Origin of the sequence: Clostridium rhizosphaerae (assembly GCF_016765585.1) — a bacterium.
Classification (GTDB): Bacteria; Bacillota; Clostridia; order Clostridiales; family Clostridiaceae; genus Clostridium_AT; species Clostridium_AT rhizosphaerae.
This window is the reverse complement of sequence record NZ_JAESWC010000002.1, coordinates 1,485,094-1,509,944: the sequence shown is the minus strand read 5'-3', so window position 1 is coordinate 1,509,944 and position 24,851 is coordinate 1,485,094. Positions and strand designations below refer to the sequence as shown.

42 protein-coding genes, 2 tRNA genes and 1 rRNA gene are annotated in these 24,851 nt (G+C 33.9%); all 45 read left to right on the top strand.

Translation table 11 applies throughout. The features are described from left to right. Positions 1-133 precede the first annotated feature (133 nt). The 45 genes from rrf to glmL all read left to right on the top strand — a co-directional run bounded on the left by rrf (position 134) and on the right by glmL (position 24,846). Positions 134-250, top strand: a 5S ribosomal RNA gene (gene rrf / locus JK636_RS10240). A 3-nt stretch (positions 251-253) separates the two neighbouring features. Further along, positions 254-328: transfer RNA gene (locus JK636_RS10235), tRNA-Glu, on the top strand. Positions 329-334: 6 nt separating this feature from the next. Continuing rightward, positions 335-418, top strand: a tRNA-Leu gene (locus JK636_RS10230). A 374-nt stretch (positions 419-792) separates the two neighbouring features. Beyond that, the gene (rpsJ, locus tag JK636_RS10225) at positions 793-1,101 is read left to right on the top strand and encodes a 30S ribosomal protein S10 (protein ID WP_034572251.1); all 309 of its coding nucleotides are present in this window, start codon (positions 793-795) and stop codon (positions 1,099-1,101) included. An 81-nt stretch (positions 1,102-1,182) separates the two neighbouring features. After that, entirely contained in the window at positions 1,183-1,812 is a 630-nt protein-coding gene (gene rplC, locus JK636_RS10220; protein ID WP_202748714.1) for a 50S ribosomal protein L3, read from the top strand. 25 nt (positions 1,813-1,837) lie between these two features. Then, positions 1,838-2,458 (top strand): 50S ribosomal protein L4, encoded by a 621-nt coding sequence (rplD, locus tag JK636_RS10215; RefSeq protein ID WP_202748713.1) that lies wholly within the window; start codon positions 1,838-1,840, stop codon positions 2,456-2,458. After that, the gene (rplW, locus tag JK636_RS10210) at positions 2,458-2,751 is read left to right on the top strand and encodes a 50S ribosomal protein L23 (RefSeq protein WP_202748712.1); all 294 of its coding nucleotides are present in this window, start codon (positions 2,458-2,460) and stop codon (positions 2,749-2,751) included. Before rplD ends, rplW begins: the two co-directional genes overlap by 1 nt. 59 nt (positions 2,752-2,810) lie before the next feature. Next, complete coding sequence (rplB, locus tag JK636_RS10205; RefSeq protein WP_202748711.1) at positions 2,811-3,644, top strand: 50S ribosomal protein L2; 834 nt, start codon at positions 2,811-2,813, stop codon at positions 3,642-3,644. A gap of 74 nt (positions 3,645-3,718) precedes the next feature. Then, complete coding sequence (gene rpsS, locus JK636_RS10200; RefSeq protein ID WP_202748710.1) at positions 3,719-4,003, top strand: 30S ribosomal protein S19; 285 nt, start codon at positions 3,719-3,721, stop codon at positions 4,001-4,003. A gap of 24 nt (positions 4,004-4,027) precedes the next feature. Further along, entirely contained in the window at positions 4,028-4,363 is a 336-nt protein-coding gene (gene rplV, locus JK636_RS10195) for a 50S ribosomal protein L22 (protein WP_021657101.1), read from the top strand. Between the two features lie 16 nt (positions 4,364-4,379). Further along, the gene (gene rpsC, locus JK636_RS10190; RefSeq protein WP_202748709.1) at positions 4,380-5,045 is read left to right on the top strand and encodes a 30S ribosomal protein S3; all 666 of its coding nucleotides are present in this window, start codon (positions 4,380-4,382) and stop codon (positions 5,043-5,045) included. Positions 5,046-5,062: 17 nt separating this feature from the next. Then, on the top strand, positions 5,063-5,506 hold the full coding sequence (gene rplP, locus JK636_RS10185) for a 50S ribosomal protein L16 (RefSeq protein WP_202748708.1): 444 nt from the start codon (positions 5,063-5,065) through the stop codon (positions 5,504-5,506). Continuing rightward, positions 5,496-5,705 carry a 50S ribosomal protein L29 gene (gene rpmC / locus JK636_RS10180; protein ID WP_202748707.1) on the top strand — a complete coding sequence of 70 codons (210 nt, stop codon included), beginning with the start codon at positions 5,496-5,498 and terminating at the stop codon, positions 5,703-5,705. Before rplP ends, rpmC begins: the two co-directional genes overlap by 11 nt. Before the next feature lie 25 nt (positions 5,706-5,730). Next, positions 5,731-5,985 carry a 30S ribosomal protein S17 gene (gene rpsQ / locus JK636_RS10175; RefSeq protein WP_202748706.1) on the top strand — a complete coding sequence of 85 codons (255 nt, stop codon included), beginning with the start codon at positions 5,731-5,733 and terminating at the stop codon, positions 5,983-5,985. Between the two features lie 28 nt (positions 5,986-6,013). Beyond that, the gene (gene rplN, locus JK636_RS10170; protein ID WP_202748705.1) at positions 6,014-6,382 is read left to right on the top strand and encodes a 50S ribosomal protein L14; all 369 of its coding nucleotides are present in this window, start codon (positions 6,014-6,016) and stop codon (positions 6,380-6,382) included. An 18-nt stretch (positions 6,383-6,400) separates the two neighbouring features. Continuing rightward, positions 6,401-6,724, top strand: a complete 324-nt coding sequence (gene rplX / locus JK636_RS10165) for a 50S ribosomal protein L24 (protein ID WP_202748704.1) — start codon at positions 6,401-6,403, stop codon at positions 6,722-6,724. A gap of 22 nt (positions 6,725-6,746) precedes the next feature. Next, positions 6,747-7,289 (top strand): 50S ribosomal protein L5, encoded by a 543-nt coding sequence (gene rplE / locus JK636_RS10160; RefSeq protein ID WP_021657094.1) that lies wholly within the window; start codon positions 6,747-6,749, stop codon positions 7,287-7,289. Between the two features lie 16 nt (positions 7,290-7,305). After that, a complete protein-coding gene (locus JK636_RS10155) occupies positions 7,306-7,491 on the top strand; it encodes a type Z 30S ribosomal protein S14 (RefSeq protein ID WP_021657093.1) in 186 nt (61 codons plus the stop codon). Positions 7,492-7,524: 33 nt separating this feature from the next. After that, complete coding sequence (gene rpsH / locus JK636_RS10150) at positions 7,525-7,923, top strand: 30S ribosomal protein S8 (protein ID WP_021657092.1); 399 nt, start codon at positions 7,525-7,527, stop codon at positions 7,921-7,923. A gap of 21 nt (positions 7,924-7,944) precedes the next feature. Further along, on the top strand, positions 7,945-8,487 hold the full coding sequence (gene rplF, locus JK636_RS10145) for a 50S ribosomal protein L6 (protein ID WP_202748703.1): 543 nt from the start codon (positions 7,945-7,947) through the stop codon (positions 8,485-8,487). A gap of 71 nt (positions 8,488-8,558) precedes the next feature. After that, positions 8,559-8,918: a 50S ribosomal protein L18 gene (gene rplR / locus JK636_RS10140; protein WP_202748702.1), complete on the top strand. Its 360-nt coding sequence runs from the start codon at positions 8,559-8,561 to the stop codon at positions 8,916-8,918. 16 nt (positions 8,919-8,934) lie between these two features. After that, the gene (gene rpsE, locus JK636_RS10135; protein ID WP_202748701.1) at positions 8,935-9,432 is read left to right on the top strand and encodes a 30S ribosomal protein S5; all 498 of its coding nucleotides are present in this window, start codon (positions 8,935-8,937) and stop codon (positions 9,430-9,432) included. A gap of 12 nt (positions 9,433-9,444) precedes the next feature. Continuing rightward, complete coding sequence (gene rpmD / locus JK636_RS10130; RefSeq protein WP_021657088.1) at positions 9,445-9,624, top strand: 50S ribosomal protein L30; 180 nt, start codon at positions 9,445-9,447, stop codon at positions 9,622-9,624. Between the two features lie 27 nt (positions 9,625-9,651). After that, complete coding sequence (rplO, locus tag JK636_RS10125) at positions 9,652-10,092, top strand: 50S ribosomal protein L15 (RefSeq protein ID WP_202748700.1); 441 nt, start codon at positions 9,652-9,654, stop codon at positions 10,090-10,092. Then, positions 10,093-11,370, top strand: coding sequence for a preprotein translocase subunit SecY (gene secY, locus JK636_RS10120; RefSeq protein WP_202748699.1), 1,278 nt, complete (start codon positions 10,093-10,095; stop codon positions 11,368-11,370). Between the two features lie 19 nt (positions 11,371-11,389). Then, positions 11,390-12,043: an adenylate kinase gene (locus JK636_RS10115; RefSeq protein WP_202748698.1), complete on the top strand. Its 654-nt coding sequence runs from the start codon at positions 11,390-11,392 to the stop codon at positions 12,041-12,043. After that, positions 12,040-12,786 (top strand): type I methionyl aminopeptidase, encoded by a 747-nt coding sequence (map, locus tag JK636_RS10110; protein WP_202748697.1) that lies wholly within the window; start codon positions 12,040-12,042, stop codon positions 12,784-12,786. Before JK636_RS10115 ends, map begins: the two co-directional genes overlap by 4 nt. Before the next feature lie 13 nt (positions 12,787-12,799). Then, entirely contained in the window at positions 12,800-13,081 is a 282-nt protein-coding gene (locus JK636_RS10105) for a KOW domain-containing RNA-binding protein (protein WP_243428147.1), read from the top strand. A 7-nt stretch (positions 13,082-13,088) separates the two neighbouring features. Then, positions 13,089-13,307, top strand: a complete 219-nt coding sequence (gene infA / locus JK636_RS10100; protein ID WP_202748695.1) for a translation initiation factor IF-1 — start codon at positions 13,089-13,091, stop codon at positions 13,305-13,307. Positions 13,308-13,322: 15 nt separating this feature from the next. Continuing rightward, positions 13,323-13,436 carry a 50S ribosomal protein L36 gene (gene rpmJ / locus JK636_RS10095; protein ID WP_003373491.1) on the top strand — a complete coding sequence of 38 codons (114 nt, stop codon included), beginning with the start codon at positions 13,323-13,325 and terminating at the stop codon, positions 13,434-13,436. A 129-nt stretch (positions 13,437-13,565) separates the two neighbouring features. Beyond that, positions 13,566-13,937: a 30S ribosomal protein S13 gene (gene rpsM / locus JK636_RS10090; RefSeq protein ID WP_202748694.1), complete on the top strand. Its 372-nt coding sequence runs from the start codon at positions 13,566-13,568 to the stop codon at positions 13,935-13,937. Positions 13,938-13,952: 15 nt separating this feature from the next. Beyond that, positions 13,953-14,351 (top strand): 30S ribosomal protein S11, encoded by a 399-nt coding sequence (gene rpsK, locus JK636_RS10085; protein WP_021657080.1) that lies wholly within the window; start codon positions 13,953-13,955, stop codon positions 14,349-14,351. Positions 14,352-14,395: 44 nt separating this feature from the next. Continuing rightward, positions 14,396-15,016 (top strand): 30S ribosomal protein S4, encoded by a 621-nt coding sequence (rpsD, locus tag JK636_RS10080; protein ID WP_202748693.1) that lies wholly within the window; start codon positions 14,396-14,398, stop codon positions 15,014-15,016. Positions 15,017-15,077: 61 nt separating this feature from the next. Continuing rightward, positions 15,078-16,025: a DNA-directed RNA polymerase subunit alpha gene (locus JK636_RS10075; RefSeq protein WP_202748692.1), complete on the top strand. Its 948-nt coding sequence runs from the start codon at positions 15,078-15,080 to the stop codon at positions 16,023-16,025. Positions 16,026-16,072: 47 nt separating this feature from the next. Next, positions 16,073-16,414, top strand: a complete 342-nt coding sequence (gene rplQ, locus JK636_RS10070; RefSeq protein ID WP_021657077.1) for a 50S ribosomal protein L17 — start codon at positions 16,073-16,075, stop codon at positions 16,412-16,414. Positions 16,415-16,473: 59 nt separating this feature from the next. After that, a complete protein-coding gene (locus tag JK636_RS10065) occupies positions 16,474-17,316 on the top strand; it encodes an energy-coupling factor transporter ATPase (RefSeq protein ID WP_202748691.1) in 843 nt (280 codons plus the stop codon). After that, a complete protein-coding gene (locus JK636_RS10060; RefSeq protein ID WP_202748690.1) occupies positions 17,304-18,167 on the top strand; it encodes an energy-coupling factor transporter ATPase in 864 nt (287 codons plus the stop codon). The genes JK636_RS10065 and JK636_RS10060 overlap by 13 nt, the downstream gene beginning before the upstream one ends. Next, positions 18,160-18,972, top strand: a complete 813-nt coding sequence (locus JK636_RS10055; protein WP_202748689.1) for an energy-coupling factor transporter transmembrane component T family protein — start codon at positions 18,160-18,162, stop codon at positions 18,970-18,972. Before JK636_RS10060 ends, JK636_RS10055 begins: the two co-directional genes overlap by 8 nt. Positions 18,973-18,992: 20 nt before the next feature. Then, a complete protein-coding gene (truA, locus tag JK636_RS10050; protein ID WP_202748688.1) occupies positions 18,993-19,730 on the top strand; it encodes a tRNA pseudouridine(38-40) synthase TruA in 738 nt (245 codons plus the stop codon). A gap of 133 nt (positions 19,731-19,863) precedes the next feature. Then, positions 19,864-20,298, top strand: a complete 435-nt coding sequence (gene rplM, locus JK636_RS10045; RefSeq protein WP_202748687.1) for a 50S ribosomal protein L13 — start codon at positions 19,864-19,866, stop codon at positions 20,296-20,298. A 24-nt stretch (positions 20,299-20,322) separates the two neighbouring features. Further along, the gene (gene rpsI, locus JK636_RS10040; protein WP_202748686.1) at positions 20,323-20,715 is read left to right on the top strand and encodes a 30S ribosomal protein S9; all 393 of its coding nucleotides are present in this window, start codon (positions 20,323-20,325) and stop codon (positions 20,713-20,715) included. 263 nt (positions 20,716-20,978) lie between these two features. Next, on the top strand, positions 20,979-21,671 hold the full coding sequence (cwlD, locus tag JK636_RS10035; protein ID WP_202748685.1) for an N-acetylmuramoyl-L-alanine amidase CwlD: 693 nt from the start codon (positions 20,979-20,981) through the stop codon (positions 21,669-21,671). A gap of 259 nt (positions 21,672-21,930) precedes the next feature. Beyond that, the gene (locus tag JK636_RS10030; RefSeq protein ID WP_202748812.1) at positions 21,931-22,920 is read left to right on the top strand and encodes a GntR family transcriptional regulator; all 990 of its coding nucleotides are present in this window, start codon (positions 21,931-21,933) and stop codon (positions 22,918-22,920) included. A 34-nt stretch (positions 22,921-22,954) separates the two neighbouring features. Continuing rightward, a complete protein-coding gene (gene glmS / locus JK636_RS10025; protein ID WP_202748684.1) occupies positions 22,955-23,359 on the top strand; it encodes a methylaspartate mutase subunit S in 405 nt (134 codons plus the stop codon). 95 nt (positions 23,360-23,454) lie between these two features. After that, positions 23,455-24,846 (top strand): methylaspartate mutase accessory protein GlmL, encoded by a 1,392-nt coding sequence (glmL, locus tag JK636_RS10020; protein ID WP_202748683.1) that lies wholly within the window; start codon positions 23,455-23,457, stop codon positions 24,844-24,846. Positions 24,847-24,851: the final 5 nt, after the last annotated feature.

The following is a 24,851-nucleotide window of genomic DNA, read 5'->3' as shown; positions in this document are numbered from 1 at the left end:
AGAACACAAGGTTGATAGGTCAGAGGTGTAAGCATGGTAACATGTTTAGCTGACTGATACTAATAGGTCGAGGGCTTGACCAAATAATTTAATCTGTGCAATTTTGAAAGAATAATATAATTATTCTTTAATATCTAGTGGCGATGATGCAAAGGTTACACCCGTTCCCATTCCGAACACGAAGGTTAAGCTTTGAGATGTCGATGGTACTGCTCGGGAGACTGAGTGGAAGAGTAGAGAGTTGCTAGATTATGGCTCATTGGTCAAGCGGTCAAGACACCACCCTTTCACGGTGGTAACAGGGGTTCGATTCCCCTATGAGTCACCATTATATGCAGATGTGGCGGAATTGGCAGACGCACTAGACTTAGGATCTAGCGCCAACGGCGTGGGGGTTCGACTCCCTTCATCTGCACCAATAAAAAGAATTCTTTATTTGTACTAATAAAGAATTCTTTTTATTTGTAGAAATACATCCCAGGATTAAATATCCATAATTAATATAATACAATATATAGGAAGAAAATAGGCCAATAGAACATAAATAAAAAAATACTTGTCATATTAATAAAGTTAGTGTATAATAAAGAAGTTGCGATGTAACAGCGATGAAGCAAGAGGTAGCCGACTTCCGGGAAATTCTTTGCTGAGTAGGCTTAGTCATGAACTGAGCGACGGGGTTTTGTGATAACTATGTTGCGTCTTAATGTATGCAACACCAGGAACAGTTTACAGAATACCCGCTGTTGTACGTAGGAAGTAAAGCGTGCGATGAAAAGGAGGGAAATCAAAATGGCAAAACAAAAAATTAGAATCAGACTTAAGGCTTTTGATCACAATATACTTGATCAATCCGCTGAAAAAATTGTGGAAACTGCTAAAACAACAGGGGCTAAGGTGGTAGGACCAGTTCCACTACCAACAGAAAAAGATGTTATTACTATATTAAGAGCTCCACACAAGTATAAAGATTCTAGAGAACAATTTGAAATCAGAACTCATAAGAGATTAATAGACATAATCAGTCCATCACCAAAGACTGTTGATGCTCTAATGAGATTAGATTTGCCAGCAGGCGTTGATATCGAAATAAAACTATAAACGTACATATTGATGTGCGATATAAAAATGAACTATTATGATTGCAAAGCAGTCCGCTAATATGTTTGGAGGTGCAAGGAAATGAAAAAAGCTATACTAGGTAAGAAACTTGGTATGACTCAAATATTTGATGAAAATGGAAAAGTTATTCCTGTAACAGTTGTTGAAGCAGGCCCATGCGTAGTAATTCAAAAGAAAACTATTGAAAAAGACGGATATGATGCTATTCAAGTTGGATTCGGAGATATAAGAGAAAGCTTGAGAAACAAACCTGTTAAGGGTCACTTTGCTAAAGCAGGTGTATCTCTAAAGAGATATATGAAAGAATTAAGATTAGAAAATGCTAGCGAATATCAAGTTGGTCAAGAAATTAAGGCTGATGTATTTGCTGCAGGTGAAAGCATAGACGTTTCTGGAATTTCTAAAGGAAAAGGATTTGCTGGTGTTATAAAGAGATGGAACTTCCATAGAGGACCAGAAACACACGGATCCAAGTTCCATAGAGCAGTTGGTTCAATGGGTGGTTCGTCAGATCCATCAAGAACTTTCAAAAATAAGAAAATGCCAGGACACATGGGAAATGTAAACACCACAGTATTAAACCTAAAGGTTGCAAAGGTAATGCCTGAGAAGAATCTTATTCTAATTAAGGGTGGAATACCAGGACCAAACAAGGGTTTAGTTGTAATAAGAAACAGCGTTAAAGCTTAAGTTTTGGTAGAAAGGAGGATACAGAATGCCTACAGTAGGATTATTTAATAAAGAAGGACAAAAGGTTGGAGAAATTCAATTATCTGAAAGTGTATTTGGAGCTCCAATAAATGCTGATGTACTGCATCAAGTTGTTGTAGCACAGCTTGCTAATAAGAGACAAGGAACTCAGTCAGCTAAAACTAGAGCTGAAGTTTCTGGAGGTGGAATTAAGCCTTGGAGACAAAAAGGAACTGGTAGAGCAAGACAGGGTTCAACTAGATCACCACAATGGATTCATGGTGGTATAGTATTTGCACCAAAGCCAAGAGATTATAGTATGGCAATTCCTAAGAAGATGAAAAGAGTTGGTTTAAAAGCTGCATTATCTTCAAAGGTTGTAGACAATAACATAGTTGTTTTAGAGAGTTTAGAAATAGCTGCTCCAAAAACTAAAGAAGTAGTTTCAATGTTAAATGCGTTTGAAGCTAAAAAAACTTTAATAGTTACTGCTGAAACTAATGAAAATGTATATAAGTCAGCAAGAAACATAGAAGGTGTTGCGGTATTACCTGTTAACAACTTAAATGTTTATGATATATTAAAGTATGAAAAATTAATAGTAACTAAGGAAGCTGTATCAAAAATTGAGGAGGTGTATGCATAATGAAGCTAACTAACTATGATATAATAAGAAGACCTGTTATAACTGAAAAGAGTATGGCTTCAATGACAGATAAAAAATACACCTTTATAGTTGATGTGCATGCTAATAAGACTATGGTTAAAAAGGCTGTAGAAGATGTTTTTGGAGTTACTGTTGATGAAGTGAAGATAATGAATATCTTAGGTAAAAATAAGAGAGTTGGAGTTCACTTCGGTAAGAGACCTGATTATAAAAAAGCTATTGTAAAACTTACTGCTGACAGTAAGACAATAGAATTCTTTGAAGGAATGTAATACAATAAAGCAGGTATTGGCTGAAAGCCAGAAAAGCTAAAAGAAGGAGGGAATTACGAATGGCAGTTAAGAAGTTTAATCCTACCACACCTTCCAGGAGACAAATGACAATGCCAACATTTGAAGAGATAACAACAGATCAACCAGAGAAATCTCTTTTGGTGTCATTAAAGAAGAAGGCTGGTAGAAATAATCAAGGAAAAATAACTGTTAGACATCACGGTGGTGGTGCAAAACAAAACTATAGATTAATAGATTTTAAGAGAAATAAGGATGGTATTCCAGCAAAAGTTTCTACTGTTGAATATGATCCAAATAGATCTGCATACATTGCTTTAGTAGTTTATGCAGATGGAGAAAAGAGATACATTATAGCTCCAGTTGGATTAAAAGTTGGAGATGTAGTATTATCTGGTTCAGAAGTAGATATAAAGGTTGGTAATACATTACCACTTAGAAATATCCCTGTTGGTACAGTGATTCATAATATTGAATTGACTGCAGGAAAAGGTGCTCAACTTGTAAGAAGTGCAGGTGCATCGGCTCAGCTTATGGCTAAAGAAGGAGACTATGCTACTTTAAGACTTCCAAGTGGTGAAATGAGATATGTTAGACTTGAATGCAGAGCTACAATAGGAACAGTTTCAAACTTAACTCATGAAATTGTTAATTTAGGTAATGCAGGTAGAAAGAGACATATGGGTTGGAGACCAACTGTAAGAGGTTCTGTAATGAACCCTGTAGATCACCCACACGGTGGTGGAGAAGGTAAATCTCCAATAGGTCATCCAGGACCACTTACTCCATGGGGTAAGCCAGCACTTGGATATAAGACAAGAAAGCATAAGAAATACTCTGATAGATTAATAATAAAGAAAAGAAATAGCAAATAGTTAGGAGAGAATTTTGATTCTCTTCCTAATTTATTGTTACAAATAATTAGGTAGTATGAAGGGAGGCAAAATCCGTGAGCAGATCAGTTAAAAAAGGACCTTTCGTTCACGAGGGTTTATTAAAGAAAATAAACGAAATGAACAAGGCAGGAGACAAAAAAGTTATAAAGACTTGGTCTAGAAGTTCAACTATATTTCCACAAATGATAGGTCATACTATAGCAGTACATGATGGAAGAAAGCACGTTCCTGTTTACATATCAGAAGATATGGTAGGACATAAGCTTGGAGAGTTTGTTTTAACTAGAACTTACAGAGGTCATGTGGACAGAACAGAAAAGAAGTCAGGTTTAAGATAAGTTTTGGGAAGGAGGTAGCTAACAATGGAAGCTAAAGCTATAGCAAGATATATAAGAATGTCTCCAATGAAAGTTGGAATAGTTCTTGATTTAATAAGAAATAAAAACGTTAATGAAGCTTTTGCTGTATTACAATATACCCCAAAGGATGCAGCTGTAGTAGTTAATAAACTATTAAAGTCAGCTGTTGCAAATGCAGAAAACAATTTAAATTTGGATGCAAGCAGATTATACGTTGCTGAGGCACACGTAGGTCAAGGTCCAACATTAAAGAGATTTAGACCACATGCTCAAGGTAGAGCATTTAGTATAAAGAAGAGAACAAGTCATATTACTCTAGTAGTTAAGGAAAGAGCTTAAGAAGGAGGGATATATAGTGGGACAAAAAGTACATCCACACGGCTTAAGAGTTGGTGTAATCAAGGATTGGGATGCAAAGTGGTTTGCAGATAACAGAAATTTTGCTGATAATCTTATAGAAGATAATAAAGTAAGAGAATTTGTTAAAAGAAGATTATATCAAGCTGGTATTTCAAAAATTGAAATAGAAAGAGCCGCAAAAAGAATTAAATTAAATATATTTACTGCAAAACCTGGTATAGTAATTGGAAAAGGTGGATCAGGAATAGAAGCACTTAAAAAAGATATCGTTAAGATGGTTGGAGATAAGACCGTACTTATCAATATCGTAGAAGTTAAAAGTTCAGAAACTAATGCTCAGTTAATGGCTGAAAATATAGCTCAACAATTAGAAAAAAGAATAGCTTTTAGAAGAGCTATGAAACAAACTATTCAAAGAGCTATGAAGCAAGGCGTTAAAGGAGTAAAAACTGAATGTTCTGGAAGACTTGGTGGTGCTGAAATAGCAAGATCTGAAAGATACCATGAAGGAACAATTCCACTACAAACATTAAGAGCTGATATAGATTATGGATTTGCTGAAGCAGATACTACTTATGGAAAAATCGGAGTTAAGGTTTGGGTTTATAAAGGAGAAGTTCTTCCAGTGAAGAAAGTTAAGAAGGAAGAAGTAAACGCATAAGGAAGGAGGATTTCGCTATGTTAATGCCTAAAAGAGTTAAACATCGTAAGGTTCAACGTGGCAACATGAGAGGTAAAGCTACAAGAGGTAATTTTATTGCTTATGGAGATTACGCTATTCAAGCTACTGAACCAGGATGGATTAAAAGTAATCAAATAGAATCAGCGAGAATTGCGATAAATAGACACGTAAAAAGAGGAGGAAAACTTTGGATAAAGATTTTCCCAGATAAACCAGTAACTGAAAAGCCAGCTGAAACACGTATGGGTTCCGGTAAAGGTTCACCAGAATTCTGGGTAGCAGTTGTTAAGCCAGGCAGAGTGTTATTTGAGTTGTCAGGAGTTCCTGAAGAGGTTGCTAGAGAAGCAATGAGACTAGCATCACACAAACTTCCAGTAGCAACTAAGTTTGTTACAAGAAGAGATTTTGAGGAAATGGGTGGTGAGATTAATGAAGGCTAATGATTTAAGAGATTTAAGAGAAGGTACTCCTCAAGATTTAACAGATAAATTAAATAGCTTAAAAGGTGAATTATTCAACTTAAGATTCCAGTTAGCTACTGGTCAACTTGAAAATCCAATGAGAATTAGAGAAGTAAAGAAATCTATAGCCCAAATTAAGACCATCCTTAGGGAAGCTGAGTTAAGGGCAGTAAAGTAGTAATGCCGGAAGGAGGAGCGTCCAAGTGGAAAGAACAAATAGAAAAACAAGAATAGGTAAAGTTGTATCTGATAAAATGGATAAGACAATAGTTGTTGCTGTAGAAACAAAAGTTCGTCATCCATTGTATGGGAAAACAATTAACAGAACTACAAAGTTTAAGGCTCATGATGAAAATAATGAAGCAAAAATGAATGATAGAGTTTTAATAATGGAAACAAGACCATTGTCTAAGGATAAGAGATGGAGACTTGTTGAAATAGTTGAGAAAGCTAAATAAGCTTTTATACTGAAAGGAGGTTTTTTACATGATACAGCAACAAACAATGCTAAAAGTAGCTGATAACACCGGTGCTAAGGAAATTATGTGTATCAGAGTTTTAGGTGGTTCCAAGAGAAAGTATGGAAACATTGGTGATGTAATAGTTGCTAGCGTTAAAAGTGCAACACCAGGCGGAGTTGTTAAAAAAGGTGATGTTGTTAAGGCAGTTATTGTTAGATCTGTAAAAGGACTAAGAAGAGCTGATGGATCATATATAAAGTTTGACGAGAATGCAGCAGTTGTAATTAAGGATGATAAACAGCCTAAGGGAACTCGTATCTTTGGACCAGTGGCTAGGGAGCTAAGAGATAAGGAATACAATAAAATATTATCATTAGCACCAGAAGTTCTATAAGACAGGGAGGTGGCTATGATGGAAAATATTAAAGTGCATGTTAGAAAAAAAGATACAGTTATGGTTATATCAGGTAAGGATAAGGGTAAAATTGGTGAAGTTTTAGCTGTTATGCCTAAGACTGGTAAAGTCGTTGTTAAGGGTATCAATGTTGTAAGCAGACACACTAAACCAAATAAAGCAAATATGCAAGGTGGAATAGTTAAAAAAGAAGCAGCTATATTTAGTTCTAAAGTTATGTTATACTGCAATAATTGCAAAAGTGTAACAAGAATAAGCCATAAGATACTTGATGACGGAACTAAAGTTAGAGTATGCAAGAAGTGCGGAGAAACATTTTAACGTTTGAAAGGAGGTTTAACTAATGGTTCCAAGACTACAAGAAAAATATGAAAAAGAAGTTGTTCCAGCTTTAATGGAAAAGTTTGGATACAAAAATATAATGGAAGTTCCAAAACTCGATAAAGTTGTTGTAAACATGGGTGTTGGTGAAGCTAAAGACAATCCTAAAGTTTTAGAATCAGCTGTAGCGGATTTACAACTTATCACAGGACAAAAGGCTATTGTAACAAGAGCTAAGAAGTCAATAGCTAACTTCAAAATAAGGCAAAATATGCCAATAGGCTGCAAAGTTACTCTTAGAAAGAGCAGAATGTTTGAATTTGCTGATAAGCTAATGAATGTTGCACTACCAAGAGTTAGAGACTTCAGAGGAATATCAGATAAGTCATTCGATGGAAGAGGTAACTACTCCTTAGGAATAAAAGAGCAGTTAATTTTCCCAGAAGTTGAATATGATAAAATTGATAAAGTTAGAGGTATGGATATAATATTCGTTACTACTGCAAAGACAGACGAGGAAGCAAGAGAACTATTAAGATTCCTTGGTATGCCATTTGCTCAGTAATTAAGGAGGGAAAAACGTGGCACGTAAGGCATTAATAGAAAAGTGGAACAAAGAACCAAAGTTTTCAACTAGAGCTTATACAAGATGCAGAATATGTGGAAGACCACATGCAGTACTTAGAAAATTTGGTATATGCCGTATTTGTTTTAGAGAACTTGCTTACAAAGGCGAAATACCTGGATGCAGAAAAGCAAGTTGGTAATATTACCTATTGAATGAAAGGAGGCACAAATCAATGGCAATGACAGATCCTATTGCAGATTTACTAACCCGTATAAGAAATGCTAATGTGGTTAGACATGAAATAGTAGAAGTACCGTCTTCAAATATAAAGAAGGCAGTTGCAAATATAATGCTACAAGAGGGATATCTTAAGAACATAGAGGAATATAATGATGGTTCCGTACCTATGTTAAGATTATCTATGAGATATGGTGCTAATAAGCAAAGAGTTATAACAGGAATTAGAAGAATTTCTAAACCAGGACTTAGAGTTTACTGTAGGAAGGAAGAAATTCCAAAGGTACTTAATGGTTTAGGAGTTGCAGTTATATCAACATCAAAAGGAATCGTAACAGACAGAGAAGCAAGGAAATTAGGACTAGGTGGAGAAGTTATTTGCTACATCTGGTAATTAACAGAGGAGGTGTAATAGATGTCAAGAATAGGAAAGCTTCCAGTTGCTATACCAAATGGTGTAACAGTTACAGTAGCTTCAGATAACGTTGTTACTGTTAAGGGACCAAAAGGTCAGCTCGTAAAAGAGATGAGTAAGAAAGTTAACATAGCTGTTGAAGACAATGCAGTTGTAGTTACAAGAAATAATGATGAAAAAGAACAAAGAGCTCTTCATGGATTGACTAGAGCCTTAATAAATAATATGGTTACAGGTGTAAGCCAAGGATATCAAAAAACACTTGAACTTGTTGGAGTTGGTTATAGAGCAACTCTTCAAGGCAAGAAATTAGTTATGAGTCTTGGTTATTCACATCCTGTTGAAATAGAAGCAGTTGCAGGTATTGATTTTGAAACTCCTGCTCCAACAAGAGTAGTAGTTAAAGGAATTGATAAAGAACTAGTAGGAGCTGTAGCAGCTGATATTAGAACATGGAGAAAGCCAGAGCCTTATAAAGGCAAAGGAATTAAGTATGATAATGAAGTTATCAGACGTAAAGAAGGTAAAACTGGTAAGAAATAATTAGTTTACAACAGGTCAATGCGTATAAATTAATTTTAGAGTATTGGCTAACATAGAAAGGAGTGAACTTCATGATTAATAAGGATAATAGACAAGAATCTAGAGTAAGACGTCATTTAAGAATACGTAAAAAAGTTTCTGGTACTGCAGAAAGACCAAGATTATCAGTATATAGAAGCGAAAAAAATATATACGCTCAAATTATAGATGATGTTGCTCAAATAACACTTGTGTCAGCTTCAACTGTAGATAAAGATTTTAATGGATTAGGTAGTAATAAAGAAGCTGCTAAGGAAGTTGGAAAGTTAGTTGCTCAAAAGGCGATAGAAAAAGGAATAAAGTCTGTTGTATTTGACAGAGGCGGATATATATATCACGGAAGAATACAAGAACTTGCTGAAGGCGCAAGAGAAGCAGGACTAGAATTCTAAAAAAGGAGGGAAATCAATGAGAATAGATCCTAGCACACTAGAGCTTAAAGAAAAAGTTGTTTTTATAAATAGAGTTGCTAAGGTTGTTAAGGGTGGTAGAAACTTCAGATTCAGTGCTCTTGTAGTAGTTGGAGATGAGAATGGCCACGTTGGAGTAGGAATTGGAAAGTCTATAGAAATTCCTGAAGCTATAAGAAAAGGAATTGAAGATGCTAAGAAGAATCTTGTTAATTGTCCTATAGTTGGAACAACTGTTCCTCACCAAATTGTAGGAGAATTTGGAAAAGGTAAAGTTTTAATAATGCCAGCTGCTGAAGGTACTGGTGTTATAGCTGGAGGTCCAGCTAGAGCTGTACTTGAGCTTGCAGGATTAAAGGACGTTAGAGCTAAGTCTCTTGGTTCAAACAATCCAAGAAACATGGTTAATGCTACAATAAACGGATTGGCTTCCTTAAGAACAGCTGAAGATATAGCTAAATTAAGAGGCAAAACCGTTGAAGAGATTCTAGGTTAGGAGGGATTGACCATGGCTAAGCTACAAATAACTTTAAAGAAGAGTTTAATTGGAAGACTAGACAGTCATATAGCTACAGCTAAAGCTCTTGGATTAAAAACAATCGGAAAGAGCGTTGAAAAAGAGGATACTCCTCAGATAAGAGGTATGATAAATAAAATAAACTATCTTTTAGAAGTAAAAGAAGTATAATTATTAATAGTTGAGGAGGTGTAATGAATGAAACTTCATGACTTAAAACCTGCAGAAGGTTCTAAAAAAAGTCCTAAGAGAATAGGTAGAGGTACTGGTTCTGGACTTGGAAGAAACGCTGGTAAAGGTGAAAAAGGACAATGGGCTAGATCTGGTGGCGGAGTAAGACCTGGATTTGAAGGAGGACAAATGCCTCTTTATAGAAGACTTCCAAAAAGAGGTTTTACTAATATATTCGCAAAAGAGTATGCCACAATAAATGTAGACAGATTGAATATATTTGAAGATGGCACTGTTGTAACACCAGAGTTATTACTTGAAACTAGAGTAGTAAGCAAATTATATGATGGTGTTAAAATATTAGGAAATGGTGAAATGCAAAAAAGCTTGACAGTTAAAGCATCAAAATTTTCAAAAACTGCAGCTGAAAAAATTCAAGCGGCTGGGGGAAAAGTTGAGGTGGTATAAATGTTATCAACCCTACGTAATGCATGGAGAACTCCCGAACTAAGGAAACGGCTGTTATTTACGCTTTTTTTAGTAGCAATTTACAGGATAGGAAACCATATTCCTGTTCCTGGAATTGACACTAATCAATTGCAGAATATTGCTACATCTGGTACATTAATGGGTTTTTATGACTTAATATCAGGGGGAGCATTTAGTAAATTTAACATATTTGCAATGGGTGTAGTACCCTATATCAATGCATCAATAGTTATACAACTATTGACAGTAGCTATTCCTGCTTTAGAACAGCTATCTAAAGAAGGAGAAGATGGTAGAAAAAAAATACAAAACATAACAAGGTATTCCGCTGTTGGTTTTGCTATATTACAATCTTTCACCATTTATATTCTAATAGCTAATTATGGTGCTCTTAAGGATACATCAAAATTAAGTATATTCCTTATAATGCTTACTGTTACTACATCATCTATTTTCTTAATGTGGCTAGGTGATCAAATAACGGTAAAAGGGCTTGGAAATGGTATATCGTTGTTAATATTTGTTAATATTATTTCAAGACTTCCTTTCCAAGGTTATCAAATTGCGGGACTCCAAAGCGCGGAAACAGTTAATATAGTAGAGGTTATAATATTTATAGCAGTTGTTGCAGCACTATTAGTTGCAGTAGTTGTAATGAGTTTAGCAGAAAGAAGAATACCAGTTCAATATGCTGGTAAAACAGTAGGAAATAAGACTTTTAAAGGTCAAACTACTCATATTCCAATTAATATGAATAGTTCAGGGGTTATTGCTATAATATTTGCATCATCAGTTATGGCATTTCCAGAAACTATTGCTCAGTTTTGGCCGAATTCAACTGTGTTTAAGGCAATTACAAGTAGTATCTATAGTCCGTTTAGAAGAAATTCCTGGGAATACGCATTAGTATTCTTTATATTAATTTTATTCTTTGCGTGGTTTTATACTCAAATTACCTTTAAACCAGATGAAATGTCAGAAAACATGCATAAGTCCTCTGGATTTATACCTGGAATAAGACCTGGTGAGCAAACTGCAAAACATATAGAAAAAGTATTAAGCAGAGTTTCGATAATTGGTGGAATATTTGCAGGCATAATAGCAGTGTTCCCTGTAATACTTGAAGGCTACACTGGGTTTAAAGGAATACAATTTGGAGGAACTAGTATATTAATTGTAGTAGGAGTTGCTCTAGATACATTAAGACAAATGGAATCACAATTAGTAATGCGTCATTACCAAGGATTTTTAAAATAATAAATTGGAGATGGTGCTGTTGAAAATTGTTTTATTAGGCCCTCCTGGAGCTGGAAAGGGAACTCAAGCTAAGTCAATTTGCAATAGATTTTCCATACCTCATATATCGACAGGTGATATCTTTCGAAATCATATTTCTAAAAGAACTCCACTAGGAATTGAGGCAAAGAAAAGCATCGACAGAGGAGAGCTTGTATCTGATGAATTAACTATTAACTTAGTTGAAGAAAGATTAATGCAAGAAGATTGCAAAATCGGATTTTTACTCGATGGGTTTCCAAGGACAGTTATTCAAGCCAAAGCTTTGGATGAGTTCTTAGAAAATAAAGGTGAAAAGTTAGATACTGCTTTACTTATTGATGTTCCAAAAGATTTTATTATTGAACGTATGAGTGGAAGAAGAGTTTGTCTTTCTTGTGGAGCCAGCTATCATATAAAATTTAACCCTCCGAATTATGAAGGTAAATGTGATGTGTGTGGTAGTGATGTTACTCAACGAAAAGATGATAAAGAAGAAACCGTTAAAGATAGGTTACAAATTTATCATGATCAGACTCAACCATTGATAAATTACTACAAAGTAAAAGAAATGCTTTCTATAGTAGATGGAACTCAAGCAATAAACGATGTTTTTAAAAATATTTGTGACATTCTAGGGAGTGGTAATAAATGATAATTATAAAAAATGATATAGAAATAGAATATATGAGACATGCAGGAAAACTTGTTGGAGAAACTCTGGCAAGACTTGAAGAGATAGTGAAGCCTGGAATAACCACTGCAGAGTTAGATAAAATAGCAGAAGAGTTCATACTAAAACATAATGCTAAACCATCATTCAAAGGTTATAATGGATTCCCTGCCTCTATTTGTGCGTCAGTAAATAACGAGGTTGTTCACGGAATTCCTGGCAGTAGAGTTTTACAAGAAGGAGATATAATCAGCGTTGATTGTGGTGCTATTTTAAATGGTTACCAAGGTGATGCAGCAAGAACTATTCCTGTTGGTAAAGTTTCTAGTGAAGCTCAAAAGCTGATCGAAGTAACTAGGGAAAGCTTTTTCAAAGGAGTAGAATATGCTAAAGTTGGCAATAAGCTTTCTGATATATCTTCAGCAATACAAACTTATGTTGAGAACTTTCACTTTTCAATTGTGCGTGATTTCGTAGGACATGGAATAGGTAAAGATATGCATGAAGATCCAGAGGTACCTAATTTCGGTAGACCTGGTAGGGGACCGAAATTAAGGCAGGGAATGGTTCTTGCTATTGAACCTATGGTAAATATTGGTCAGTATGGAGTTGATGTACAATCAAATGGATGGACAGTTGTAACTAGGGATGGATCTCTTTCAGCACATTACGAAAACACTGTAGCCATTTTAAATAATGGTCCAGAAATACTTACTCTTATCTAATGAGGTGGTTACATTGACAAATGCTGAATACATTGGCAATGTTGCTTTATCAAAATCTGGAAGAGATGAAGGTCGTTACTTTATCGTCGTAGGTATAATTGATGAGAATTATGTCTATATTTCAGATGGGGATTTAAGAACTATTGAAAAGCCAAAAAAGAAAAAGATAAAACATCTTAATATTACTAATATTTCAGCAGATGAAATAAAAAACTTGCTTTTAGCAGGTAAGAGAGTTAGTAATAGTATGGTAAAAAAGTTCTTACAGTATATGAACTCTAGTGAGGAGGTTTGATTACCTTATGTCTAAGGATGATGTTATTGAAATGCAGGGTAAAGTTTTAGAAGCTCTGCCAAATGCTATGTTTAAAGTTGAACTTGAAAGTGGTCATGAAATATTGGCACATATATCAGGTAAACTAAGAATGAATTTTATAAAAATAATTCCAGGTGATAAGGTCACAGTGGAGTTATCTCCATATGATTTATCACGTGGTAGAATAACATGGAGAGCAAAGTAATAAGGAGGGTTAACCATGAAAGTTAGACCATCAGTAAAACCAATATGTGAAAAGTGCAAGGTTATAAAAAGAAAAGGAAGAGTAATGGTTATTTGTGAAAATCCTAAGCACAAACAAAAACAAGGTTAGTAGATGTTAATAATGTTTTAGGTGCGGCTGACGATAGAAGATATATTAATTTACTATTGGCCTAAAACTTAAAATATATATAAATAAATTTGCTTTCAATTGATTAATACCTAGGAGGTGTAAGATTTAATGGCAAGAATAGCAGGTGTTGACCTACCAAAGGAAAAAAGAGTTGAAATAGGTCTGACATATATTTATGGTATTGGATTACCAAGTTCACAGCGAATACTAAAGGAAACTGGAGTTAATCCAGATACAAGAGTTAGAGACCTAACTGAAGAAGAAGTTAATGCACTTAGAGATTATGTAAACAAGAACTTTAAAGTTGAGGGTGATCTTAGAAGAGATATCGCTCTTAATATTAAGAGACTTGTTGAAATAGGATGCTATAGAGGCATGAGACATAGAAAAGGTCTTCCAGTAAGAGGACAAAGAACAAAAACTAATGCAAGAACAAGAAAAGGCCCAAAGAGAGCTATAGGGGCTAAGAAAAAGAAATAGTAGGGAGGTAAGAGAATGGCAGCTCAGTCTAAAGTAAAAAAGACTAGAAGAAGAAAAGAGAGAAAAAATGTTGAGCATGGCGCTGCACATATTAAATCCACTTTCAATAACTCTATAGTTACACTTACTGATAAAAACGGAAACGCTTTATCATGGGCGAGTGCAGGTGGATTAGGATTTAGAGGCTCAAGAAAGAGCACTCCATACGCAGCTCAAATGGCTGCAGAAACTGCAGCAAAGGCAGCAATGGAACACGGATTAAGAAGTGTTGAAGTATATGTAAAGGGACCAGGAGCTGGTAGAGAAGCTGCTATCAGATCACTTCAAGCTGCTGGATTAGAAGTAACTTTAATTAAAGATGTTACTCCAATTCCACATAATGGCTGCAGACCACCTAAGAGAAGAAGAGTTTAATTTTTCTCTTAGTCGTATAGAATAATACAGGAGGTGTAGATTTAATGGCAAGATATACTGGAGCTCACTGCAGAATATGCAGAAGAGAAGGAATGAAGCTATTCCTTAAAGGGGATAGATGCTATACAGATAAGTGTGCATTTGCTAGAAGAGGCTATGCACCAGGACAACACGGACAAAGTAAAAAGAAGTTATCAAACTATGGTGTTCAATTAAGAGAAAAGCAAAAGGCTAAGAGAATCTACGAATTACTTGAAGGTCAATTCAGAAGATACTTTGAAAAAGCTGATAGAATGAAGGGAATGACTGGTGAAAACTTGTTAAGACTTCTTGAAATGAGATTAGATAACGTAGTATTCAGACTAGGTTATGGTTCATCAAGAAGAGAAGCTAGACAGTTAGTAAATCATGGACATTTCTTAGTTAATGGAAAGAAAGTCGATATTCCATCATATGGACTATCTGCTGGTGATGTTATAACTGTTGCTGATAAGAGCAGAAGCAGCGAAAGATTCAAGATGTTCGCTGAAAATCCAAAAGCTCTTCCAAATTGGTTACAAGGTAATGTAGAAAACTTTGAGGCTAAGGTTGTTGCTGAACCATCAAGAGCTGATATAGATGTTCCAGTAAATGAAACACTAATAGTTGAGTTATATAGCAAGTAATTAAATTAGAATCAGTTGCCCTCAAAATAACATTAATTCAAATAATAAGGAGGGTTATAGTATGTTAGAAATAGAAAAGCCAAAAATAGAATGTGTCGAACTTAAAGAAGATGGCAGCTATGGCAAGTTTGTAATAGAACCATTAGAAAGAGGATATGGTATAACTCTAGGTAATTCATTAAGAAGAATATTACTTTCTTCATTACCTGGAGTTGCTGCAACCTCCGTTAAAATTGAAAATGTTCTTCATGAATTCTCTACTGTTCAGGGAGTTAAGGAAGATGTTACCGAGCTTATTTTAAATATAAAGGGCTTGGCATTGAAGATGAATGGTGAAGGTGCTAGAACCATATATATAGATGCAAAAGGTGAAGGTGAAGTAACTGGTGCAGATATAAGAACAGATGGAGATGTAGAAGTAATAAATAAAGATCTACATATAGCTACTTTAGATGCTGATGGAAGACTTTATATGGAGATAGCTGTTGATAGAGGCAGAGGTTATGTATCTCAGACTAAGAATAAGTCTGAGAATCAAGGTATTACAGTAATACCTGTAGATTCTATATATACTCCAGTAAAAAGAGTTAACTTTACAGTAGAAAATACTAGAGTAGGTCAAATTACTGACTATGATAAATTATCTCTAGAAGTATGGACCAATGGAACTATAAAACCAGACGAAGCTATTGGTTTGTCTGCTAAAATACTTATTGAACACTTTAAGTTATTTATGACACTAACTGATCATGCTAATAATGTTGAAATTATGGTTGAAAAGGAAGAAGATAAAAAAGAAAAAGTCCTTGAAATGACCATAGAAGAATTGGATCTTTCTGTTAGAAGCTATAACTGCTTAAAAAGAGCTGGAATTAATACAGTTCAAGAACTTACACAAAGATCTATGGATGATATGATGAAAGTTAGAAACTTAGGCAAAAAGTCTTTAGAAGAAGTTGAACAAAAACTTGCTGCTTTAGGACTTGGCTTAAGAATGAGTGATGAATAATACACAAGTATATGGTGTACCGACGATTGTAAAAAGGAGGTAAAGACATGGCAGGATATCGTAAATTAGGTCGTCCAACTGACCAAAGAAAAGCAATGTTAAGAAACTTAGTAACTAGTTTTCTAAAACATGGTAAGATAGAAACTACTGAAACAAGAGCTAAAGAAACTAGAAATATAGCAGAAAAAATGATTACTCTTGCAAAAAGAGGAGATCTTCATGCTAGAAGACAGGTTCTTGCATTTGTTACTGAAGAAACTGTAGTAACTGATTTATTTGAAAAGGTAGCTCCAAAGTATGCTGAAAGAAATGGTGGATATACTAGAATGTACAAAGTAGGTCCAAGAAGAGGCGACGGAGCTGAAATAGTTATACTAGAGTTAGTATAATATGAAAAGGGATTAAGTTAAACTAGCTTAGTCCCTTTTTTGTAATAGAGGTGTTTTTAATGAATGAAAATATGGTAGAGTTTAGAAACCTTACTTATAAATATACTGCTAATGAAGGTGAACAAGAAAAGACAGCTGTTAATGACGTTAATCTCGACGTCAAAAAAGGTGAGTTTCTTGTTATTCTAGGACGTAATGGTTCTGGAAAATCTACTTTAGCAAAACATGTTAATGCATTGCTTCTACCAAGCGAGGGAAAAGTTTTTGTTGACGGACTAGATACTTCAGATAGCAACCATTTATGGAATATAAGAAATAAGGCTGGAATGGTATTTCAAAATCCTGATAACCAGATAGTTGCAACTATAGTAGAAGAAGATGTTGCTTTTGGTCCAGAAAATTTAGGGATTGATCCATTAGAGATAAGGCGCAGAGTTGATGAGGCTTTAAAAAATGTTGACATGTATGATTATAGAAGGCATGCTCCTCATTTACTTTCAGGTGGGCAAAAGCAAAGAATAGCTATTGCAGGAATTTTAGCAATGAGACCAGAATGTATAATATTTGATGAACCTACAGCGATGCTTGATCCATCAGGAAGAAAAGAAGTTATTAAGACAATAAAGAGTATAAATAAAACATATGGAATTACCATAATACTTATCACTCACTTTATGGAGGAAGCAGCAGAAGCAGATAGAATTATTGTTATGGACCAAGGTGAAATAATAATGGAAGGAATTCCGAGGGATATCTTCAGCCAAGTTCCAGCAATGAAAAAGATAGGACTTGATGTTCCACAAGTAACGGAACTGGCTTATGAGTTGAAGCAAAGTGGAATTAATATAGATACTAATATATTAACAATAGATGAGATGGTGGAAAAGATATGTCAATTGTAATAGAGAATCTGTCACATGTTTATATGAAAGGATCACCTTTTGAAAAAAAAGCCTTGGATAATGTTTCACTAACTATAAATGAGGGAGAATTTGTTGCACTTATTGGTCATACTGGTTCTGGTAAATCTACTCTTATTCAGCACATAAATGGACTTTTAAAACCGTCAAGTGGAAAAATATTAGTTAATAATATTAATATAACTGAGAAAGGTGCTAAATTAACTGATATAAGAAAAAAAGTTGGTTTAGTTTTTCAATATCCAGAATATCAACTTTTTGAAGAAACAATTGAGAAAGATATAGCCTTTGGTCCTAAAAATTTAGGGTTAAGTGATGAAGAAATAAGTAAAAGAGTTAAGCGTGCTATGGAAATGGTTGGCCTCGAATATGAAACTTACAAAGATAAATCTCCATTTGATTTAAGTGGTGGTCAAAAAAGAAGAGTTGCTATTGCAGGAGTAGTTGCAATGGAACCGAATGTTTTGATATTAGATGAACCTACAGCAGGATTAGACCCTAAAGGTAGGGATGATATATTAAATCAAGTGAAAATTCTTCATAAAGAATACAATATGACGATAATTTTGGTTTCACACAGCATGGAAGATGTAGCTAAAGTTTCCGATAGAATATTAGTTATGCATAAAGGTAAATGTATTTTAGATGGTAGACCTAGTGAGGTATTTAAGGAAATTAATACATTAGAAGATGTTGGTTTGGCTGTACCACAGGTTACATACTTGATGAAGGAGCTAAAGGACAGAGGCTTTAATATATCAGAAGATGCATTTACAATAGAACAAGCTAAGGAACAAATACTAAAGAATGTAAGGAGAGGTAAAGATGATTAAAGATATTACAATTGGTCAATATGTGCCTGGAGACTCCTTTATTCATAAGTTAGACCCTAGAGTTAAAATACTAATTTCTATTGTTTATATAGCAGCTCTTTTTATAGTTAATAACTTTGAAGGATACATCTTTATTATTGCATTTACCGGTTTATCAATTGCAATATCTAAAGTTCCGGTAAGGTATATATATAAAGGCTTGAAACCTATATTTGTATTGCTTCTATTTACAGCTTTAATAAATATATTTATGACCAGTGGAGATGTGATTCTATTTAGATGGAAGTTCCTTAGAATATATCGTGAAGGTCTTGTTTTGGCTGCCTTTATGGTATTAAGGTTAAGCTTTTTGATAGTTGGAACCTCATTATTAACGCTCACTACATCTCCTATTGAGCTTACAGATGGAATAGAGAAGCTATTAAATCCCCTTAAGAAGATAGGGGTGCCAGCTCACGAACTTGCCATGATGATGACTATAGCTTTAAGATTTATTCCTACACTTATGGATGAAACTGACAAGATAATGAAAGCTCAAATGGCAAGAGGGGCGGATTTTGAAAGTGGTAACATATTTAGAAGGGCTAAAAATTTAATTCCTTTATTAGTACCATTGTTTATAAGTTCATTTAGAAGAGCTGATGAACTAGCAATGGCAATGGAGGCAAGATGCTATAGAGGAGGAGAAGGTAGAACCAGGATGAAACAATTAAAGCTTACAGGCAGAGATGTTACAGCTACCTTTGCAACTATGGTATTCGTTGCTTTGTGCGTTGCAGGCAGATTTTGGTGGAAAGCAGTATAATTTTTTCTTGGAGTTAAATTATGAAAAATATAAAACTTATTATTGAATATGATGGAACAAATTATGCTGGCTGGCAAAGGCAAAAAAATGCTGTTACAGTGCAACAAAGATTAGAGGAAAGCATAGAAAAACTGACAAATGAGAGGCTTGAAGTTATAGGTTCAAGCAGGACTGATGCCGGGGTACATGCTAGGGGTTTTTGCGCTAACTTTTTTACAAACAGTACAATTCCACCACAAAAATTTAAAGAGGCTATAAATAGTAAATTGCCAGAGGATATAGTAATAATAAATTCAGAAGAAGTAGAAACAAATTTTCATGCAAGATATTCTTGTTTAGCTAAAAGTTATAGTTATACTATATTAAATAGGGAACAGCCACCAGCAATAGATAGAAAATATGTATATCACTATAAAAAAGTATTAGATCATGAGTCTATGAACAGGGCTTGTAAATACTTTATTGGTACTCGTGATTTTTCAGCTTTCAAAAGCACAGGAAGTTCTGTGAAAACTTCGATAAGAACTATAAATGATGCTGAGATTATAAGAATTGGAGATAAAATTATATTTTCTGTTAAAGGTGATGGATTTTTATATAATATGGTAAGAATAATGACTGGAACTCTCATTGATGTTGGGGTAGGTAAATTAAAACCTCATGATGTTTCAGATGTTATCAATTCTAAGGATAGAAACAAGGCAGGGAAGACTGTACCTGCAAAAGGATTATGCTTGGAAGTTGTATATTATAATTAAAGGAAATTTATTGACACACCTGGTAGAATGTATTATAATGAGTAATGTTGTATTATGTAGTGTATAAGATCCACTAGCCCCGGATCTTGACATAGATAAACGTTTTTTATGTAGAGCTCAGGGAGGGAAAAAGATGAAATCATACTTAGCAAAGAAAAATGAAGTTGAAAGAAAATGGTATGTTGTCGATGCAGCTGGAAAACCACTAGGAAGAGTAGCTAGCCAAGTTGCAACAATATTAAGAGGAAAGCATAAGCCAGTGTTTACACCAAACGTTGATACTGGAGATTTCGTAATCATTATAAACGCTGAAAAAGTTGTTTTAACTGGAAAGAAATTAGATCAAAAAATGATGAGACATCACTCATTATATCCAGGTGGATTAAAGGAAACTCCTTACAGAGAAGTTTTAGCAAAGAAACCTGAATTTGCTTTTCATGAAGCAGTAAGAAGAATGCTTCCAGATGGACCTTTAGGAAGAGATATGCTTAAGAAATTAAAGGTATATAGAGGTTCAGAGCACAATCACGAAGCACAAAAACCAGAAGTACTTGAGTTAAAGTACTAATCGGAAGCAAAGGGAGGATTAATAATGGCTAAAGTTCAATATTTTGGAACTGGTAGAAGAAAAAAATCTATAGCAAGAGTTAGACTTGTACCAGGAGAAGGTAAAGTAACAATCAATAAGAGAGATATAGAAAACTACTTTGGATTAGAGACATTAAGATTCATAGTTAATCAACCATTAGTATTAACTGGAACTAAAGAAAAATTTGACGTAATAGTTAATGTGCATGGTGGTGGATTCACAGGTCAAGCAGGTGCTATCAGACATGGTATTACTAGAGCATTAATGAAATCTGATGAAAATCTTAGACCAGAACTTAAGAAAGCCGGTTTCGTAACAAGAGACCCAAGAATGAAGGAAAGAAAGAAATACGGTCTTAAGAAGGCTAGAAGAGCTCCACAATTCTCAAAGAGATAGTATTTAAAAAAGAGGAAATTTTCCTCTTTTTTTTATTTTTTCAATATATATAATGCAAAAGTTCTAATATATTAACTATGTCGGAAAAATTCTTGAAGATTGGGTATTTTGTAACATCATTAATGTAAAAATGTTATTGTTTTACATATAAAGTCTTGGTTTTTTCCAATAGTTTAATAAACTAAAATTTGTATTATAACATAAACTAAAATAATTAATTTATAACTATTCTATCGTATTAAAGGGAGGGATTTTATTGCATTATGATAAAGTATAGGTGTACGCTAATTTTAGTAATAATGATTTTAATATTTTGTGCAATTTGTAGTGAAACAAAAGCAAAAGCAGAAGGTACTGTTAGAGAAAATAAAAAAACAATTTTGATTGATGCAGGTCATGGAGGATATGATGGAGGTGCAGAAGGTAAAAGTGGTATAAAAGAAAAAGATATTAACTTGCAAATAAGTCTAAAACTTAAAGAGAAGCTTAGTAAAAATGGATATAATATTATAATGATAAGAGATGAAGATAAAGATTTATTAGAAGGTAAAAAGAGAGGGGGTAGCAAGAAAGCGGAAGATCTGGCAAATAGGTGTAAGATTAAAGAAAAGTCGGATATAGATATGTTTATAAGCATACATCAAAATCATTTTCCACAAGGCCAATATTATGGTGCTCAGGTTTGGTATTCTGATTTTAAAGAAAGTAAATTACTAGCTCATATAATACAAGAAAACTTTAGAATTGATTTAGATAAAAATAACAAACGAGTAGAAAAGCCAGCAAAGGATAATTATAAGATATTAAGATGCAATGATCAAATGCCTTCAGTTATCGTAGAATGTGGATTTTTATCTAATACTGAAGAAGAAATAAGATTAAAAGATGAAAAATATCAAGAAAAAATAACTGATTCCTTAGTTAAGTCTATAAATAGCTACTTTGAAGAAGATTAAGAAATTTATAAAAAGCGACATATTCCCTAGGAAATATGTCGTTTATTTAATAGGTATGATTTTTAACTATCATAATCTATAAAATTTGAAATAAAAATTTCAAATTCTCTTAAAACTTATTGAAGTTGAAGATACAATATGGTATTATTAAGTTGACTAATGGATTAGTCCATTAGTCCATTAATCTTGAGAGATAGGGAATAAAAAGCTTACTTTAAATTAATAAAATAAAGAAGTAAAGGTTTTTATTGCATGAATTATTAGGTTTGGAGGGATTTGTATAGAAATACAATTGAATAAAGAAAGTGGAGTTCCACTGTATTTACAAGTAAAAAAACAAATAATGGACCTTATAAGAAACGGATCTCTCAAGGTTGGAAATAAAATGCCAACAGAAAGGGAGCTTTCAGAAAAACTGAAATTGAGCAGAAATACTGTAAGCACAGCTTATAAGGAACTTGAACAAGATGGTGTTTTAAAATCTTATCAGGGACGTGGGACATTTGTAGCCGAAGAAGCTAAACCTTGGAAAACTGAGGGCATAAAAGAAAAGATAATTAAATTTGTAGATTTAGGGCTTGAAGAAGCTTTAGAAATTGGAATGGATGCTGACGAGTTTCTTGAAATTGTAGCACAAAGAGTAGAAGAAAAGAAAGAACATATGAGTAAAATGACGGCTGTTTATGTTGAATGTAATGTTGAACAAGCTAAAATGTTTAGTCAGCAGTTAAGCAGCAGTACAAATATGAATATTTCTCCTCTTACTTTATCAGATTTAGCACAAATGGATAGCAAAACTAAAGAAACTATTGAAAAATCTCAAGTTATAATTGCAACCTTTAATCATGTGAATGAGGTTAAAGAACTTACGCAAGATTTTGGACGAGATGTACTTGGAGTAGCTATAAATCCAGATTTAAGCACTATAGTAAAAATTGCAAGGTTTCCAGATGGAATTAAGTTCGGATTTATTTGTATATCAGAGGAGTTTAAATTTAAGATAAGAGGTGCTTTGGAAGAAGCAGGACTTGGAAACTTGAATATTGTGTATTCAAATACTCAAAATGAGGAAGAATTAAAAACAATAGTAAATAATTCTGATGTGCTGATAGTATCTCCAGGAAGATACAATGAAGTTAAGAAATATAATAAATTTAATAAAGAAATTATAAGATTTTTATACAGTTTGGATAATGGCTCAGTAAAAGCCTTGAAGTCTAAAATTGTAGAAATAAATTATCAAAAATAATGACTAGAAGTTATTATAATACAGGAGGAATAATATGAAAACTATAGTTCTTGGTGTAATAGGATCAGATTGTCATGCAGTAGGAAATAAGATTTTAAATCATGCATTAACTGAGGCTGGTTTCAATGTAATAAATATAGGGGTTCTTTCACCACAAGAAGACTTTATTAATGCAGCGGTTGAAACAAATGCTGATGCAATATTAGTATCATCATTATATGGACATGGCGAAATTGACTGCAGAGGATTAAGAGAAAAATGTGACGAAGCAGGACTTAAAGGAATAAAGCTATATGTAGGTGGTAACATAGTTGTAGGAAAGCAGAATTGGCAAGATGTTTATAATAGATTTGTAGAAATGGGATTCGATAGAGTATATCCACCAGGAACATCAACTGAGATTGCTATAAAAGATTTAAGAGAAGACCTGGGAGAGTAATAAAGGATTAAGAATAAGAAATTAAGAATTACACTAGATAAAAGATGATTAACTATAGTTCTTAATTATGAAATTCTTAATTTAGGAGTGATAAAATGAAAGCATATTTGCTGATTGATTTTGGCAGTACTTATACAAAGCTTACTGCTGTTGATATTGAAAGTGAAGAAATATTAGCTACAGCGAAAGATATCACAACTGTTGAAAGTGATATTATGACAGGTTTTGATAAGGCCTATGAAAATTTAATGAAGCAGCTTGAGGAAAAGAATGTAGAGTTTGTAAAAAAGCTGGCATGTTCTTCTGCAGCAGGTGGGTTAAAGATGGTTGCTATAGGCTTAGTGCCTGAACTTACTGCGGAAGCTGCCAAAAGAGCTGCTCTTGGTGCTGGTGCAAGAGTACTAAAAGTATATAGTTATGAATTGACCTCTAGAGAAATAGAAGAAATAAAAAATTCTAATTTAGATATTATACTATTAGCTGGAGGAACCAATGGAGGCAATAAGGAATGCATAATCCATAATGCAAAAATGCTTGCTGATGGAGGGGTAAAGCTTCCTATAGTAGTAGCTGGAAATAAGGTAGCAGTGGATGAAATAGAAAAAATATTTAATACGACAGATATATATTATAGAGTTACAGAAAATGTTATGCCAAAACTAAATACATTAAATGTAGAGCCTGCTAGAGAAGAAATAAGAAAAATATTTATGAATAAAATTATTGAAGCTAAGGGTATGAAAAATGCTGAAAATTTTATAAGCGGAATTTTAATGCCTACACCTGCAGCTGTACTTAAAGCAGCAAGAGTTTTAAGTGAAGGCAGTGATAAAGAAGAAGGAATAGGAGATTTAGTAGTAGTAGATATAGGTGGAGCAACTACTGATATACATTCTATTGCAGATGGGGAACCATCAAAGCCTGGAGTTACGTTAAGAGGTCTTGAAGAACCTTTTGCAAAAAGAACCGTAGAAGGTGATCTTGGTATGAGGTATTCTGCTCTTTCACTTTGGGAAGCGGCAGGGACAAGAAAAATACAGAAATATCTGCAGAATAAAGCCATTAATGTAGAAGAAAATTGTAAATACCGTTCAGAGAATATTAAGATGGTGCCTGAGACAGAGGAAGAAATAAGATTTGATGAGGCAATGGCAAAGGTAGCAACTGATATGGCTATGGAGAGGCACGTAGGAGTAATTGAAAGCGTATACACACCTATGGGAATAATATATTCGCAAGTAGGTAAAGATTTATTATCGCTAAAATATTTAGTTGGAACGGGTGGTGTTCTCGTTCATAGCAATAATCCAGCAGAAATATTGAAAGCAGGAAGCTTTGATATAAATAATCCTACTTATTTAAAACCACAAGCCCCTGGGTATTTATTAGATAAAACTTATATAATGTCTGCTATGGGATTATTAGCAGAGGAGTATCCAGATATGGCAGTTAGAATTATGAAAAAGTATTTAATTGAGTTGTCATAATACAA